The organism is Bordetella tumulicola (assembly GCF_054779135.1).
On the sequence record NZ_BAAGYU010000010.1, the window covers coordinates 368,011 to 383,454 of the forward strand.

Consider the following 15,444-nt stretch of genomic DNA (forward strand, 5'->3'; position numbering starts at 1 on the left):
CTCCGAGGGAGGTTATGCGGTTTTAGCGTCGGCGGGAACGCAATAGCGCTCTTCACGGTAAGCCCAGCTGGGCCATAGGGCATGGGCCAGTGCTTCTTCGGCGAGCGCCGCATTGGTAGGTGTCGGAACGAAGGCTTCGGGCATGGCATACTGAAATTGCACCGGATCTTTATCGGGCAGTAGCACCAGCAGATCGTCGCCTTTCAGGTAGCCGTAGTGATTTTCGTACTGCATGATGGCCCGATGGGGAGCGCTGCGGGTCAGGTCATGACCTAGCATCGGGTGGGTACATGTGACACCCGCCAGCGATAGCAGCGTGGGGGGGAGATCGATTTGGCTGATGATGTTTTCATCACGTCGCACAGGCACGCCGCCGCCCAGGATGACGGCCGGAATGTGGAAGTGGCGTACCGGCACCAACGTGTCGCCGAATACCCGCGAGTCGTGATCAGCAACCACCAGGAAAATAGTGTTTTCCCAATAGGGTGCCTGACGCGCGCGCTCGAAGAACTGGCCGAGCGCCCAGTCGGCATAGCGTACGGTGTTTTCGACGGTGGCAGGGTTGCCTTCGACGGTGATGCGCCCCGCGGGGTACTCCCAGGGTGAGTGGTTGGAGACGCTGAAGGCCAAGGTGAACGAGGGGCGATCGCGATCATGGTCGGCACGCAAGTGCGTGTCCAACTGGGTGAACATATCTTCGTCAGACGCGCCCCATGTGCCCACAAATGCCGGGTTGGTGAAGTCCGGGCGGTCGATGATCTCGTCGAAGCCGTTACCCAGAAAAAAGCCTTTCATATTGTCGAAGTGCGATTCGCCACCGTAGATAAAGCGGGAGTGGTAACCGTGGCGGCCCAAGACGTCGGCGAGCGTAAAAAATCCCCGTTGTGCCGCGGGTAATTTCAAAACGGCTTGGGCCGGCGTGGGCAGAAAGCCCGCGGTGACGGCCTCGAGCCCACGCACGGATCGGGTGCCTGTGGCATAGGCCCGGGTAAAGGTCCAGCCCTCCTTTGCCAAGGCATCCAGCTGCGGGGTGTAGTCGTTGCCACCGAGCGCGGCGCTATATTGGGCGCCCAGGCTTTCCTCGAGAATGATGACGATGTTGGCCGGGCGGGATCGCGTCTGCGAGGGCGTTTGATCATGCACGCTTGGATGGGTATCGATCGCCGGCGGATGTGGCAGGCCGGCGCAAGACAGAACAATCTCGTGCATGCGGGCACTCGGCATCTGGCCATAGACGGCAGCCGCTGATTTTTCGTGTTTCATGCTGTAGATGGCATAAAGCACGTTGTAGAGCGAGTTCAGCGCCAGCGTATTGAGCAAGCCGTCATTGCTGTACGCAACGGTAGAGGGGTTGATGGGGCGATGTCCGAGCGTGCCGCGTATCGCCAGGATGAGGACGGCTAGAATGACCACGCCGCCCACGATCATTTGCCACCAGGCCCAACGGGTCTCGACGGCCGGGTTGCCGAACAAGGCATGGCCAATGGCCAGCAATGCCACGACCGCGACGAGCGCACCGACGAGTTCGAGTTTGTAGCCGCGCCATAGCATGCCTGAGACTTCGCGGGGGTGCTTCAGGTATTCCACAAACAGGCGATTGGGGCGGGTGTCGTACTCCATGACAAAGGCAGGCGTGGCGACCTCGAGAAAGCCCAATAAAATCCAGCACACTTGCAGCCAGATACCCGTCGCGGTGGCGGCGGCGGGCAGATGCGCCAAAAACGGTGACAGGACGGCTGGCAGCGCGATCAGTATGGCGATTTGGGTCGTGTCGATACGTAGGCCGCCTCGCAACAGGGGACGCAGGCCCCCTGCTTTGCTTACCCGACTCCATTGCCAAGTCGCCAGAGCCAGGCGGCTGACAATGAGCAGCACGAAGGCTGCGATGATAAACAGGATGACTGAATGTCGCATTAGAGTCCCGCTACTTGCGACGCCCGATACCGAAGGAGCGCGCAATTATTATTAAGAGTGGCTACCGCTGGGTAGATTGGCGCGCACGAGGCGGCCGGCGATGGATTCCCGCATGGGAATATCGGGCATTGCATCACCGGGGCCGTACCAGTGGGCCTCTGCAATTTCGTCCGCTTGCACTCGGATATCACCGCCTACATACTCAGCCGTAAAGGCGATCATCAGGGAATGCGGGAATGGCCAAGATTGGCTACCAAAATACCTCAGATCGGTGACGCGCAGGCCGACCTCTTCGTAGACCTCGCGGTGGATGGCGTCTTCGATGCTTTCACCCGCCTCGACGAAGCCAGCCAAGGCGGTATGACGCGCCGTGGCATAGGTCGCATGGCGCGCCAGCAGGATGCTGTCGCCCTTGCGTATCAACACCATCATTGCGGGGGAGACACGAGGATAGGCTGACAGGCCGCAGGCAGGGCAGCGCATGCAGAACTCGTGGGTTGCCGGTTGCATGGGCGTCGCGCAGACGCCGCAATAGCGATGCGTGCGGGCCCATTCCGCCAGCTGAAAGGCACGTCCGGCCAGTGCGGCCTGTTCGCCTAGTTCGCTGAGCAGCGCGCGTAATTTGCGAAATGCGTAGCCCGGTGGCGCCTCGGTGGTGAGGGGGACATGGGTGGTGCGGATATCCGGGTTGTTCAGCCACACTTGTTGCAAGGCGTCGGGCTGCAGGTCCAGCGCGGCGCAAGCTGTCGCGTTAGGTAATTCAAGACCAGTCTCCTGGACCAGCAGTTCGTTACCTCGGAAAATAAAATTCAAGATGCTTCCTTGCGCTGACGGGCTGAGACTATTTTCAGCCGCTACTTTACAGCGGGAATGGACGATTAGGGGAGACTTCAGGCATTTGTCAGCCGGGCGATCGCGACATCGAGCGGCCAGGCTAACGTCTCGACCAGATCGGCAATGGCGTCGACGTTATCTAGGGGTACACGCGGCAAGGGGTGATCTTCCGAGGCAACATCGGTGGCAATGGCGCCGATGCTGGGATCGTCGGGGTACAGCCAGGGTTTTTCGTTAATCTGACGATGGACTTCGATTTTGATGTGGGCGTTGCGCTTGAAGCCCTCGACCAGGATGAAATCAACAGGGCTCATGGCGTTGAGGAGTTCGCCCAACTCGGGCTCGGGGGCGCCCCGCAGCTCGTGCATCAGCGCCCAGCGTGCGGACGAGGCAACGAGGACCTCCGTTGCGCCCGATGCGCGATGCAGAAACGAGTCTTTACCGGGTGTGTCGATATCAAAGGCGTGATGGGCGTGTTTTAGGGTGGAGACGCTATAGCCCCGAGCCTGCAGGCAGGGGATAAGCTTGGTCAGCAACGAGGTCTTGCCCGCGCCGCTCCATCCGGCAAAACCAATAATTCTTGTCATTGTCGAGCTCGTAACAGGGTTAAATCAGGCTGTCGAACGGCAGAACATCAACGAGCTCACCGGCGGCGATGTTGCCTTGCTCATGGTGGAGCACCATCAAGCCATTGGCTTCGCTCATGCTGCGCAAAATCCCTGATCCTTGTGAGCCGGTAATGCTGGCTTGCCATCCTCCGTCGGGAGAGGGCGTCACGATGGTCCGCTGGTATTCGGTCCGCCCCGGTTTTTTTCGTATCGGTTGCGCGGCTGTGCAGCGCAGTAACGGCAGGGTTTGAGGCGTAGCGCCCGCCATGGTCAATAACGCATCGCGTACTAGCGCATAGAACGTCACCATGACAGCCACCGGGTTGCCTGGCAAGCCAAATAAAATGGCGTCGCCATGATCGGCGCGAATGCGGCCGATTGCCATGGGCCGGCCGGGGCGCATGGCGATACGCCAGAACAGGACGTCCCCTAATTCCGCCATCACGGTTTTCGTATAGTCGGCCTCGCCTACGCTGACGCCTCCCGAGGTAATCACCGCATCTGCGTTTGCGGCCGCGCTGCTGAAGGCTGTGGCCAGGGCTTGCGGGTCATCGCGCACGACGCCCAGATCCAGTACCTCGACACCCAGCCGCTGGAGCATGCTCCATAGCGTGTAGCGATTGCTGTCGTAGACACAGCCTTCGTCGAGCGGCTCGCCCACGGAACGCAATTCGTTGCCGGTAGAAAAAAAGGCGACGCGCAGGCGTCGTTGCACAGGGACTTCGGCCTGACCCAGCGAGGCCAATAAGCCGATGTCGGCGGGACGCAAAATCCGTCCGGCCTTCAAGGCGCTGTCGCCGATGGCCAGGTCTTCGCCCGCCAGGCGGCGGTTGTCGCCCGCGCGCAAGACGTTCGCGGGAATGATGATGCGATCGGCGTCCTGGCGGATAAATTCTTGAGGAACGACGGTATCCAGGCCAGCCGGCATCACAGCACCGGTCATGATGCGCACGCACTGTCCGGCACCGACGCAGGGGGCTGATTGATCGCCCGCTAACAACTCTCCCGCAACCTGCAGGATGGTATCGACGTTTTCCGTCAACTCGCGCCCGGCAAAGGCATACCCGTCCATGGCGGAGTTGTCATTCGCGGGGACATTCAGATGCGAGAGGATATCGCGTGCCAGCACGCGGCCCAGGGCCGAACGCAGGGGAAGCATCTCGACGGCATTGATACGCGGTACTAGTTGATCGATAAACGCACGGGCTTGAGGAATCGGCAGTGCAGTGGGGTCATAGCCGCTGATGCAGGAGACGATGGAAGCCAGGCTGGGGGGCAAGGGGCGGGTCATGACGAGAGTTGTTGCAGTTCGGTCAGGGTATTGGCGCCGGCAAAGGCTTGCGCATCGTCAAAGCGCACGTCAATACAGCGGTGTTGGGCTGTCCAGACGTCAATTTTGCGCTGCCCGCTATGGAGAAACTCGAGGAGGCTGCCGAGCAACGAGGTTTTCATCAGGCAGAAAACCGGCTGGGTACGTAGCTTGCCATCCTGCGGTGTGGCGGCCATGGCAATGTCAGCATCGTGGTCGACCAACTCCTGGGCCAGGCGTTCGACCAAATCGAGAGGAAAGCGGGGACAGTCACAGGGTACCGTGACGAGGTAGGGGGTTTCGCAGCGCTCCAGCCCGGCTGCCAGTCCCGCTAGCGGTCCGGCGAAATCAGGCAGGTTATCGGGCCATACGGGGACCCCCATGGCCTCGTAGGCGGCCAGGTTGCGGTTGGCGTTGATCATGGCGCAGCCGACCTGGGGGGCCAGGCGCATCAGTGAATGCAAGGCCATGGGCATGCCTTGGTAGCTTTGCAGCCCCTTGTCTACGCCGCCCATGCGGCTGCCTCGCCCGCCCGCGAGGATGAGGCCCGTGATGTCTTGAGTATGGATCATGGCACGCGATAAAAAAACCGCGTTCAGCAGCGCGGATTGCCAGCCAGTATAGACCAGCCCGTTGTCGAGCTGACGTACCTTGTCCGTTGCCGCAGACACCGCGCTTGCCCCCCGATATGGGTGGGGAGGGGGAGCCTGCGGATACGCATAATAGTGCACAAAGGGGTCGAAGTACCCCCATCCGGATGGAGACTGACATCATGAGTGCCAAGCAACCCAGCATATCGGACCGCGTTCACGCGGGCCGCAGAAACACGCTGCTGCAGCTGCTAGCGGCAGGTGCCGCTTGCACCAGCCTATCCCCGGTTCGAGTCTGGGCAAAGGGCGCTTATCCCAAGCAACCCATACGCATTGTCGTGGGTTTTGCCGCCGGGGCGGCCACCGATGCGTTTGCCCGCATCGTGGCGCGTAAGCTCGGCGATGCGATGGGGCAGCAATTTATCGTAGAAAACAAGCCCGGTGCGGCGACGCGGATTGCCATGGACCATGTGTGTCGTTCGGACGCCGATGGCTATGTGCTGGGATTTGCCACAGCGGTTACGACCGCGTTTCCGCTGATGTTCGAAGGCGTGGCCTTTTCCCCGGGTAAGGATTTCACGCCCGTCAGCATGTTGGGGCGCGCGCCCATGTACTTGGTGGTGCGCAGTTCCCTGCCAGTCAAGACGTATGCCGAGTTCGTCGAATATGGCAAGAAGCACGGCAATCTCACGTTCGGACATCAAGGGGTGGGTAGCAACCCCCACCTGGCTGGAATGACCTTGGCCGATTCGGCCAGCATGAAGATCGTGCCCGTTCCTTACAAGGGCGGCGGGCCCGTGGCGGTCGCCTTGGGATCTGATGAGGTCGACTTCGGCATGTTGGAATACGCTGCCATCCGCGCTATGTTGGAACGCGGCGCAGTGCGTCTATTAATGGTGACTGAGCCCAAGCGTTCGACACTGAGGCCCGATATTCCTACCGGCCGCGAACTGGGTGTGGCGCCGGAAGTCGAGGGCCTGGCTCCCTGGTTCATGTTGATCGCGCCGGCCGGTACCCCGCCAGCGGTCATCCAGGTGCTCAACGATCAGCTCAAGTCCGCGATCAACCTGCCCGATGTACGTGAAGCGCTTAATGGCCTGGGTATAGAAGGCGAGTACACCACCTCCGATCAGGCGGCACAGTACTTCCAAGCCCAGCGCGAACGCATCGAACGGTTAGTGAGCGATCTGCACATATCCATCAAGACCTGACGGCCTATCGACATGACATTCGATCTGACACTGCGCGCTTCGTCACTGCTTATCCGGGATGATGTCGCCGAGTTCGTCCATCAGCGTCCCGATACGCGTAATCCACTTTCAGTTGAATTACGCGAAGACTACAAACAGATGCTGACCGTCGTGGAGCACAATCGCGCGGTGAAGGTTCTGCTGATCACCGGCTCAGGCGGCAGTTTCTGTGCAGGCGGCAACATCAAGGAGATGCAGGATCGCCTACAGGGGGATGACGAGTCGGTGCGTACACCGGCCGCCACGCGTGCCAGGCTGGCTGATGCCAATGCCTGGTTGCGGCGTCTGCGAGCGTTGGATGCGGTGGTGATTGCCGCTGTGGACGGCAGCGCGTTCGGTGGCGGACTGAGTTTGGCGCTGCACGCGGACTTCATCCTGGCGTCGACTCGCGCGGTATTCAGTATGTCGTTCGCTCGCTTGGGGCTGACGCCAGACTTCGGCGCGGTTTATCTGCTGCCTCGTATCGTGGGCGTCACCGCCGCCCGCGACATGATGCTGACGGGCCGCAAAGTCAGTGCTCAGCAGGCGCTGCATATGGGCATGATCCACGAGTTGCATACACCGGACCTTTTGCTGCAGCGTGCTCGCGCCATGGCTCGAGCACTGAGCCGGGCATCGGGGGACGCGATGGGCATGACGAAAAAGCTTTTGAATCAAAGCCTAGACGCTGACTACGACACATTGGGTGCCGCCGAAGCCTATACACAGGCCGTGGCCATGTCTACCGGTTATCACCGGCAGGCTATCGCTGCCTTCCTGGAGAAAAGGCCGGCGCTTTATGACTGGGAGCGCGACAGTGGCTCTATGGAATCGGGAGATCAGCAGTGACAACGGGGCAACGAACGGGGCCGCTCGCAGGCTTGAAAGTGATAGATCTGGCTACCATCGTGGCCGCGCCTTCTGCGGCGGCATTGTTATCGGACTATGGCGCAGAGGTCATCAAGATCGAATTGCCGCGCGTGGGCGATGGGTTACGCAATTTTCCTCCTTTCAAAGACGGTAAGTCGTTGTGGTGGAAGGTCGTTAACCGTGACAAGCGCCTGCTATCCCTGGATCTGCGCAAACCGCGCGGCCAGGAGATATTCAAGTCGCTATTGCGCGATTGCGATGTACTGATAGAGAACTTCCGCCCCGGCACGCTGGAAAAATGGGGACTGGACATGGACACGCTGTGGCGTGAGCAACCTCGATTGGTCGTGTTACGCGCCACCGCGTTCGGGCAGACGGGTCCGTATGCCGACCGGCCGGGCTTTGCGCGCATCTTCGAGGCGATGGGCGGCATGACATACATTACGGGCGAACCCGATGGCGCACCTATGCATGTCGGTTTTCCAATAGGCGATTCTATTGGCGGACTATTCGGTGCGCTGGGCGTGATGGCGGCCTTGTGGAAGCGGGCTGCCGATCCCCATGCCCCGGGCGAAGAGATCGACCTGTCCCTGACCGAGGCCACGATCAAACTTCTGGACTTTCTTCCCATGCAGTATGACTTGTTGGACAAGTCCCAAGAGCGGTCGGGCAACGTCAGCCAGTATGCCGCCCCCACCGGTGTCTATCAGACTCGTGATGGGCAGTGGGTGTCGCTTTCGGGCAGTACTGATGCACTGTTCTTGGCCAATTGCCGGGCGATTGGCCGTGAAGACCTACTGTCCGATACCCGCTTCCAGGGCAACCGCAATCGCTGCCTGCATGCGCAGGCAGTCAATCAAATTTTCAAAGATTGGTTCGGTGCCCATGACCTAGACGACGTATTGGAACGCTTTCGCCTCCATGAAGGCACGGTAGCGCCGGTTTATTCGGCATGCCAGATGGTGAACGACCCCCAAGTACGAGCCCGTGCGTTTTTGCAAACCGTGCCTGATCACGAGTTCGGCGAAGTGCGCATGCCGGGTGTGGTGCCGCGTTTTCGCAATGACGACTGCCGCGTTTCCCGCTCAGGCGGCGACATGGGATGGGACAACGAACGCATACTTGTCGATCAACTGGGCTTGAGCGCGGATCAGTTGCAAGAGCTGCAGCGCGATGGCGTCATATAAGGCGGCACCATGTCGCGAACCATCATTGAAGAACAGGACGGCGATGTATTGCGCGTGCTGATCAACCGGCCTGAGAAGCGCAATGCACTGGACATGGATATGTTCGAACGCATGGCAGGCTTGCTGTTGCGTGCTGAGCATGCACCCGATATAGGCGCTGTCATGTTGGCAGGCACGGGTGATGGATTCTGCGCGGGCCACGATCTGCAGGCGTTCGCGGCTTGGCCTCAGTGCGCCGGCGACCCTGTGCCGCGTTTTCTGCACGCGCTGGCCGGCCTGCACAAACCGCTGGTGGTGGCGGTACATGGCTGGGCGGTAGGCATAGGCGCGACGTTATTGCTGCACGCCGACTGGATTATCTGCACCCACGATGCGCGGATCCATATGCCGTTTATCGACCTCGAAATTGCGCCGGAGGCCGGCAGCAGCCTGTTGTTGGCGCAATGTATAGGACCGGCGCGCGCCAAGCGGATGCTGCTGGCCGGAGAACCGATCAGCGGACAGGATGCTTATGATTGGGGATGGGTGACCGAACTTGATACGTCGGACCATATCGCGGACAGCGCTGTCGAGCGCGCCGCTCGACTGGCCGCGAAATCCAGCGCCGCCTATGGCCGAATCAAGCGTTGGCTGTCGCCGCAGTATGAAGTGCGTCAACGTATCGATGAAGAGATCGACGCCATCAATACCGCGCTGATCAAGCGTGGCAAAGCCAACCCTCGGAGATGAACGTCGTATGAAAAAGGCTCATATTGTCTATGCGCATCCCGAACCTCAATCATTCGTGAACGCCATGGTCGACCGCGCACGCGCCGCCCTGCAGCAGGCGGGGTGGCAGGTTTCGATATCGGACCTTTACGCCAAGGGGTTCAATCCGGTGGCCAGTGCCGAGGATTTTCGCGACCGTCGCGATCCCGGTCACCTGGTCTATTCGCTTGAACAGCGTCATGGGTGGTCCAGCGGCACACTGGCGTCGGATATCGTCGAAGAGGTCGAAGCGGTACTGGCCGCGGACCTGCTGGTACTGGCGTTCCCGGTGTTCTGGTTCTCGATGCCGGCCATGATGAAAGGCTGGATCGACCGCGTGTTCCTCTCAGGAACCTTCTACGGTGGCAGGCGCGTTTACGACCGTGCGGGTATGGCAGGCAAGCGCGCGTTGGTGTTGACCTCGCTGGGCGGACGCGAGCACATGTTCGGCAAAGACGCCATTCATGGCGAGTTGTCCATGGGCATGCTGCGGCACTTGTTGCAGGGCACCTTGGGCTACGTAGGTTATCAGGTCTACGAGCCGTTCATTGCTTATCACGTGCCCTATGTAACGGCAGAAGCGCGTGCCCAAGTACTGGATGCGCTGGATGCGCAGGTCGGCAGCCTGGAAGGCCGTCGCATACTCCGTTTTCCGTCGCTGGACGCCTTCGACGAGTTCTTCCGGCCTTTGCCTGATGTTTGAAGGCACGCGTCGCGTTGGTTGACGGTGTTTGTGGCCGGCTCCTATGATGGGACGCTTCATGGTTCCTGCGCACCGGCCGCCGGGCCCCCAAGAGCTTCCTCCTTATTCGAGCATGCACCGGACTCCAAATGCCCCCTCTAGTGGCGGTGCCCAGCGGTCTGTCGTAATGCCCACGCCCACTGGTGTATGGGCGCCCCAACGCCTGGTCGACGCACTTGGCCGTCTACCAGATCGACGTTGCATCGTACTGACTGGCCCCGCCGCCAGCGGAAAAACCCTGCTATTGCAGACGTGGGCGGGGCGCCTACGTAGCAACGGCGCGGCGGTCATTTGGGTGCAGGGCAGCGAACTGAGCCCATTGGGGTTGGTGTCCACGCTGGTGCAGCGTTGTGTCGCGCTCGATCCCGCAATCGCGTCCTTGTTCCCGAACCCCTTTCCTTCGGACCACGGCGAGGCCATGTCCTATCTGTCAGTGGCGCTGGTACGAGCCGCAGCCACTTGGCGCCAGCCCATTGTCATTGTCTTCGATAACTTGCATGCACTACGGCATCCGGAAGAATTGCGTGTCTTGCAGCCACTGCTCGATTATTGCCCCGCTGGGCTGCAATGCGTATTTGCCGGCCGCGAGCCTCCCGCGCTGTCGCTGGGCCGCCTCAGGGCCTATGGCAATGTGCTCGAGGTCGACCCTGGTGATTTGCAATGGACACCGGACGAGATCAGAGACTGGGCGAAGGCGTGTCTGGATATCGTGCCGGCGCGGATCGAGGCCGATTGGCACGCCGTGTCGGCGGGGTGGTGCGGCGGGCTGCATTTTCTATTGCGAGCGTATCAACGAGATCAAAGTGCTATCCACGACGGGCCGTCGCGCCTGCCACAAGAGGCGCTTGCCTACTTGCAGCACCAAGTGCTGGAACGCCTGCATCCCGAAGATGTACGGCGTCTGACGCTGCTGTCTATACTAGAAGACGTCGATGCCGAGCTGTGCGCCGCATTGTGCACAATGGCTGTGGACGATTGCGTGGCGATGCTTCAGCGATGGCGCGCCGAGATTGGTTTTGTGTCGAATCAGACGGGGCCGTATGGCGTGGCCGAATGGCGCCTCCAGGCTCCCTTGAAGGCATTACTGTCGATGCATTTTTCACGGCTGGACGAGCGCGAGCAGGCAAAAGTGCATCGTGCCGCCAGCAACGAGTTCGCCCGGCGTGGCCAGCGCGTGCGCGCCGTGGTGCACGCGGTGGTTTGTGGCGATATGGATCACGCTGCGGCCATGGTTGAACGCTATGCCGGCGAATTGTTCCGCATTGGTGATTGGCGGCAACTGTCGGACGTGATTCTCCAGTGCTCTCCTGAGCACGTCGCGGTCCGACCGGGTTTGAGAGTATGGCGAGCTCTATTGGCGCTGCTGCAGCATCGGTTCGACGATTGCCGTGGCGAACTGGACATGCTGGATGGCGCAAAGGACGGTTTCGACGCATCCGTCCGGTATCGCATCCTGGTGATTCGAGGGCTGTTGGCGGTGCATTCCGACGACATGGGCCTAGCTATGGAGTTGTTCCCGCATTTGCAGGTACCGCCGCCGCACGTGGAAGATATCGCGCTGGCCGGCGGGCGCAACGTACTTTCGTGGATACATATCTACCGCAACGAATACGCCCAGGCACGTGCCATTCAAGCGGGGCAGGAGCGGGGCCGAGCCCCCATGAGCACACCGTTCGGCGTGCTGACGGGCCGCTGCATGGTGGGTTTCAGCCTGGCGCTTGAAGGCCAGATGACTGCTGCCGAGCATTTGTATCGCGACGTGCTTTACGAATGCGAGAAACGCGACGAGGCGGCCGCCGATACGCTTGGGCTGGCTACCGGCTTGCTGTGTGAGGTGCTTTACGAACTTGGCAACCTGGATGAAGTCTTGTTGCTGCGCAGTCGTTTGCGAGAATTCGAGCGTCTCGCGTGGCCGGACACCTTGTTGCGTGTCATGTTGGTGCTCAGCCGTACTCTGGCGCTGAAAGGCAAGATGCAAGAGGCGTTGGTCGTCGTGCGCAGGCTGGACGGCTATGCTCGCCAGCGCGGCCTGGACCGCCTGCTTTCATATGGCTTGCTCGAACAATTCAGGCTGCACCTGCGTTGCGGGCATGGTCCGCAGGCCGATGCATGCTGGAATGAGATCGGCGTGCTGCGCGCCAAGCATGCCGAGGTCGAATCCAGCGTCCTGAGTGAAATCTCCGTGGTCGCCGACCGCGCCGATATCCTGCGATGTCTGCACGAGGGCCGCCTGCTGGATGCTCGTGGAAAGATCCTGGTGCTGCTTGATGTCTGTGTGCAGCGCGGCCGTAATCGCCGTGTGGCGGCCCTGTATTTTCAGTTGGGTGCGATCGAGCGCGCCATGGGCAACTTACGGGCGGCTCACGAGGCTACCGTAAAAGGGTTGGAAATCGGCCATCGGCTGGGCCTGGTGCGCAGCCTGCTCGATGCCCATCCGGACGTTCCCGAACTGGCCGCGTTGGCGCTGAATTCCCGTGTGCTTGACCCCTTGTTGGTATTCCAGGCCGACCGATTGCGTGCGGTCGCTGGCGCAGGGCCATTGGCCCAGGCCGCCATCGGCGGCATGACCGGCGCCGAAGCGGCGCGCCCGTCAGGCCGATTGCCCGCGATGCAGCTTACCGATCGCGAGCGTGAAGTCGTGCGCTTGTTGACCTTGGCGCTACCCAACAAGAAAATCGCCCGCGAACTGGGTTTGTCGCCAGAAACCGTCAAATGGCACTTAAGCAACATCTATTCCAAGCTCGGCGTGGCCACTCGGGATGAAGTCGTGGCACGCATGCGCGAGTAGGCGTGTCAAGTCTCGGGCGGGTTCTTGAAGTTCGGCAGGCTATGTTTCCCGAGCCCGTGGTCGCTAGCCGGTCGACCTGTCCGGCTCAGCCCCGACCATCCAATTCGTCTGCGTATGACTGCCCTCACGCGGCAACGCAAGGGGCTCTGCTAACATGACTCGAAGCGGCCGCGACAGCGGCCTTTCCTTCCCTTCTTTTTGCCGACTTTTCCCCCACAGCCCTCATGGTCGCTTCCGATACTTTGCTTCAGGCCTTGCAGGCCGTCAATGACCCTAATACGGGCAAACCCTTGGCAGACCCCAAGGCCGTAAAAAACCTTCAGATCGATGGCGCTGACGTGGCGTTCGATGTGGAACTGGGCTATCCGGCCAAAAGCCAGATCCCGGCGTTTCGCGGCGCGTTGATCGCGGCGGCCAAATCGGTGCCTGGCGTGGGGAATGTATCTGTCAACGTGCGTTCGGTGATCGCTGCGCATTCCGCCCAAAAAGGGGTGGCGTTGTTGCCCAACATCAAGAACGTGATTGCGGTAGCCTCGGGCAAAGGCGGCGTGGGCAAGAGCACGACCGCGGTAAACCTGGCGCTGGCCCTGGCTAGCGAGGGCGCCCGGGTCGGCGTGCTAGATGCCGATATTTATGGCCCCAGCCAATCCATGATGTTGGGGATTGACGCGCGTCCACAAAGCGAGGACGGTAATACCATGGAGCCTCTGGAAAACTATGGGATTCAGGTCATGTCCATTGGTTTTCTGGTGGATGCGGACGAGGCCATGATCTGGCGTGGCCCGATGGCGGTGCAGGCGCTGGAGCAACTTCTGCGTCAAACCAACTGGAAAGACCTGGATTATCTGGTGGTGGATATGCCGCCGGGCACGGGCGATATTCATCTCTCGCTGAGCCAGAAAGTGCCGGTGACCGGAGCCGTGATCGTCACGACGCCCCAGGACATCGCCTTGCTGGACGCGCGAAAGGGCGTCAAAATGTTTGAAAAGGTCGGTGTGCCAATCTTGGGCGTGGTCGAAAACATGGCTGTTCATATCTGTAGCCAATGCGGTCACGCCGAACATATATTTGGTACGGGCGGAGGCCAGAAAATGGCGGCGGATTACAACTTGCCCTATTTGGGCGCGTTACCGTTGGACATCAACATCCGTTTGCAGGCCGATGGTGGCCAGCCCTCCGTTGTCGCGGATCCGGATGGCGAAGTCGCCGGTTTGTACAAATCCGTGGCGCGTCAGGTCGCGGTGTCCGTTGCGGCCATGGCCAAAGATCATTCTTCGAAGCTGTCGGCAATTTCGATCAGCCGGGCGACATAGCAGACGGAAGATCATGAGCGATTCCTTACCTGTTAGCCTGGAAGTGGCCGTGATTATGCGCAAAGAGCGCATTATCGGTCCGATGAGCCGTTGGCAGGAATGGCGTTGGGTACTGGATGACGTCGTCGTCAACGAATCGACGTTTGGATCGACGGCGCGGCTTTTATATAAAGACGATACGCAAGAGCGTTGGCTACATCCGGGTTATACCGTGCGTTTGTTCAAGGATGATGCCGAAGGCTACGTGTTGAACGCAACGACGTCCGCACCCTGTTGGTTTGTGTTGTGGCGTATGCACGATGCCGAGGATGGCGGCGAGCCGCAGGCCCGACCGGAAATCGTGACGCTCAGTTATCACGATGCGGGCCGCTGGCTGGATGCGCAGGAAACTGTTGAGCAAGTGCCGGCGCCGCAAGCGGTGGTGCAGTGGTTGAATGCCTTTATCGCAGCGCATTATGTGCCCGAGCCCAAACGGCGCAAACGTCCGGCCAGCTTTCAATCTTTGCAGGATCGCTTCGGTAATCCGGCGTCGGTCTCAACACAAAAGAAGTTTCGTGGTGAGGGATCGTCATGACCTCGGCTGACCGGGCAGGCTTTCTACATCGATGGTCGCGCCGAAAGACCGAGGCTCGCGAGGGTGTGTCGCGAGACGAGGATCGTCTGTCACAGGAGACGTCGACGGAGCTTGATGTCGCCGCTGGCGGTATGCCGTCTGCACAGCAGTCAGGGCAGACGGACGAGTCTCCCCTCAAAGAACGACAGGCGGATGCCTTGCAGCCTGCCCCCGGGCGGATAGAACGTGCTTCGGTGCCCCCTGCGGATCCATCGGCCCAGGCCGATCCGCCGCCGCTGACTCTGGAGGATGTGCAGGCGCTGACGAAAGAGTCCGATTTCGCGCCTTTCGTCTCGCGGCAAGTCGCGCCCGATGTGAAAAATGCGGCGTTGAAAAAGCTGTTTTCAGACCCGCACTACAATGTGATGGACCGGTTGGATACCTATATCGACGATTATTCGAACATGGAGCCGTTGCCGGCGCCGATGTTGCGACGAATGGTCAGCGCCCATGCTCTGAACATGTTTGACTCCGCCGAAGACGGTAACGGCGTATTGCCCACCGAGGGAGCGACGATCGAGGCGAGCGAGAACCAGGTTGAGTTGCCCGCAGGGGCTGAGCAAGCGGCGCCGGGCGACGATGCGGGTACCGTCGACGCCCGATCCGTAGCAGCGCCCACGCCAGCATCCGATCTCTCTGAGCCAGCCGCGGATGACACCCCGCCGATCCCACCACGCTAAGGCCGCGTGGCGTCGTCACC

14 protein-coding genes are annotated in these 15,444 nt (G+C 60.6%); 9 read left to right on the top strand and 5 right to left on the bottom strand.

Annotated features, from left to right (window positions below; all coding sequences use genetic code 11):
* Positions 1-12 precede the first annotated feature (12 nt).
* The 5 genes from ACYVDM_RS18950 to mobA all read right to left on the bottom strand — a co-directional run bounded on the left by ACYVDM_RS18950 (position 13) and on the right by mobA (position 5,237).
* On the bottom strand, positions 13-1,914 hold the full coding sequence (locus ACYVDM_RS18950; RefSeq protein WP_415787719.1) for an LTA synthase family protein: 1,902 nt from the start codon (positions 1,912-1,914) through the stop codon (positions 13-15).
* A gap of 51 nt (positions 1,915-1,965) precedes the next feature.
* Positions 1,966-2,727, bottom strand: a complete 762-nt coding sequence (nudC, locus tag ACYVDM_RS18955) for an NAD(+) diphosphatase (RefSeq protein WP_415787721.1) — start codon at positions 2,725-2,727, stop codon at positions 1,966-1,968.
* Positions 2,728-2,804: 77 nt separating this feature from the next.
* The gene (mobB, locus tag ACYVDM_RS18960; RefSeq protein ID WP_415787723.1) at positions 2,805-3,335 is read right to left on the bottom strand and encodes a molybdopterin-guanine dinucleotide biosynthesis protein B; all 531 of its coding nucleotides are present in this window, start codon (positions 3,333-3,335) and stop codon (positions 2,805-2,807) included.
* A 19-nt stretch (positions 3,336-3,354) separates the two neighbouring features.
* The gene (gene moeA, locus ACYVDM_RS18965) at positions 3,355-4,647 is read right to left on the bottom strand and encodes a molybdopterin molybdotransferase MoeA (RefSeq protein WP_415787725.1); all 1,293 of its coding nucleotides are present in this window, start codon (positions 4,645-4,647) and stop codon (positions 3,355-3,357) included.
* A complete protein-coding gene (gene mobA / locus ACYVDM_RS18970; protein WP_415788852.1) occupies positions 4,644-5,237 on the bottom strand; it encodes a molybdenum cofactor guanylyltransferase MobA in 594 nt (197 codons plus the stop codon). The genes moeA and mobA overlap by 4 nt, the downstream gene beginning before the upstream one ends.
* Positions 5,238-5,437: 200 nt before the next feature.
* Here mobA and ACYVDM_RS18975 point away from each other — a divergent pair, with 200 nt between their 5' ends.
* The 9 genes from ACYVDM_RS18975 (at position 5,438) to ACYVDM_RS19015 (ending at position 15,424) form a co-directional block, all read left to right on the top strand.
* The gene (locus tag ACYVDM_RS18975; protein WP_415787727.1) at positions 5,438-6,466 is read left to right on the top strand and encodes a Bug family tripartite tricarboxylate transporter substrate binding protein; all 1,029 of its coding nucleotides are present in this window, start codon (positions 5,438-5,440) and stop codon (positions 6,464-6,466) included.
* A gap of 12 nt (positions 6,467-6,478) precedes the next feature.
* Positions 6,479-7,333 (top strand): enoyl-CoA hydratase/isomerase family protein, encoded by an 855-nt coding sequence (locus ACYVDM_RS18980; protein ID WP_415787729.1) that lies wholly within the window; start codon positions 6,479-6,481, stop codon positions 7,331-7,333.
* Positions 7,330-8,541 (top strand): CaiB/BaiF CoA transferase family protein, encoded by a 1,212-nt coding sequence (locus ACYVDM_RS18985; protein WP_415787731.1) that lies wholly within the window; start codon positions 7,330-7,332, stop codon positions 8,539-8,541. The genes ACYVDM_RS18980 and ACYVDM_RS18985 overlap by 4 nt, the downstream gene beginning before the upstream one ends.
* Positions 8,542-8,550: 9 nt before the next feature.
* Positions 8,551-9,270 (top strand): enoyl-CoA hydratase-related protein, encoded by a 720-nt coding sequence (locus tag ACYVDM_RS18990; RefSeq protein WP_415787733.1) that lies wholly within the window; start codon positions 8,551-8,553, stop codon positions 9,268-9,270.
* A 7-nt stretch (positions 9,271-9,277) separates the two neighbouring features.
* Entirely contained in the window at positions 9,278-9,991 is a 714-nt protein-coding gene (locus ACYVDM_RS18995; protein ID WP_415787735.1) for an NAD(P)H-dependent oxidoreductase, read from the top strand.
* 166 nt (positions 9,992-10,157) lie between these two features.
* Positions 10,158-12,818, top strand: a complete 2,661-nt coding sequence (locus ACYVDM_RS19000; protein ID WP_415787737.1) for a helix-turn-helix transcriptional regulator — start codon at positions 10,158-10,160, stop codon at positions 12,816-12,818.
* A gap of 224 nt (positions 12,819-13,042) precedes the next feature.
* A complete protein-coding gene (gene apbC, locus ACYVDM_RS19005) occupies positions 13,043-14,131 on the top strand; it encodes an iron-sulfur cluster carrier protein ApbC (protein ID WP_415787739.1) in 1,089 nt (362 codons plus the stop codon).
* A gap of 13 nt (positions 14,132-14,144) precedes the next feature.
* Positions 14,145-14,705 carry a DUF3305 domain-containing protein gene (locus ACYVDM_RS19010; protein ID WP_415787741.1) on the top strand — a complete coding sequence of 187 codons (561 nt, stop codon included), beginning with the start codon at positions 14,145-14,147 and terminating at the stop codon, positions 14,703-14,705.
* Complete coding sequence (locus tag ACYVDM_RS19015; protein ID WP_415787742.1) at positions 14,702-15,424, top strand: DUF3306 domain-containing protein; 723 nt, start codon at positions 14,702-14,704, stop codon at positions 15,422-15,424. Before ACYVDM_RS19010 ends, ACYVDM_RS19015 begins: the two co-directional genes overlap by 4 nt.
* The last annotated feature ends 20 nt before the right edge of the window (positions 15,425-15,444 follow it).

Excerpts from the sequence above, each read along its gene's own strand:
- ACYVDM_RS18950 (WP_415787719.1), bottom strand. The coding sequence starts at position 1,914 with ATGCGACATTCAGTCATCCTGTTTATCATCGCAGCCTTCGTGCTGCTC.
- mobB (WP_415787723.1), bottom strand. The coding sequence starts at position 3,335 with ATGACAAGAATTATTGGTTTTGCCGGATGGAGCGGCGCGGGCAAGACC.
- moeA (WP_415787725.1), bottom strand. The coding sequence starts at position 4,647 with ATGACCCGCCCCTTGCCCCCCAGCCTGGCTTCCATCGTCTCCTGCATC.
- mobA (WP_415788852.1), bottom strand. The coding sequence starts at position 5,237 with ATGATCCATACTCAAGACATCACGGGCCTCATCCTCGCGGGCGGGCGA.
- ACYVDM_RS18975 (WP_415787727.1), top strand. The coding sequence starts at position 5,438 with ATGAGTGCCAAGCAACCCAGCATATCGGACCGCGTTCACGCGGGCCGC.
- ACYVDM_RS18980 (WP_415787729.1), top strand. The coding sequence starts at position 6,479 with ATGACATTCGATCTGACACTGCGCGCTTCGTCACTGCTTATCCGGGAT.
- ACYVDM_RS18990 (WP_415787733.1), top strand. The coding sequence starts at position 8,551 with ATGTCGCGAACCATCATTGAAGAACAGGACGGCGATGTATTGCGCGTG.
- ACYVDM_RS18995 (WP_415787735.1), top strand. The coding sequence starts at position 9,278 with ATGAAAAAGGCTCATATTGTCTATGCGCATCCCGAACCTCAATCATTC.
- ACYVDM_RS19000 (WP_415787737.1), top strand. The coding sequence starts at position 10,158 with ATGCCCACGCCCACTGGTGTATGGGCGCCCCAACGCCTGGTCGACGCA.
- apbC (WP_415787739.1), top strand. The coding sequence starts at position 13,043 with ATGGTCGCTTCCGATACTTTGCTTCAGGCCTTGCAGGCCGTCAATGAC.
- ACYVDM_RS19010 (WP_415787741.1), top strand. The coding sequence starts at position 14,145 with ATGAGCGATTCCTTACCTGTTAGCCTGGAAGTGGCCGTGATTATGCGC.
- ACYVDM_RS19015 (WP_415787742.1), top strand. The coding sequence starts at position 14,702 with ATGACCTCGGCTGACCGGGCAGGCTTTCTACATCGATGGTCGCGCCGA.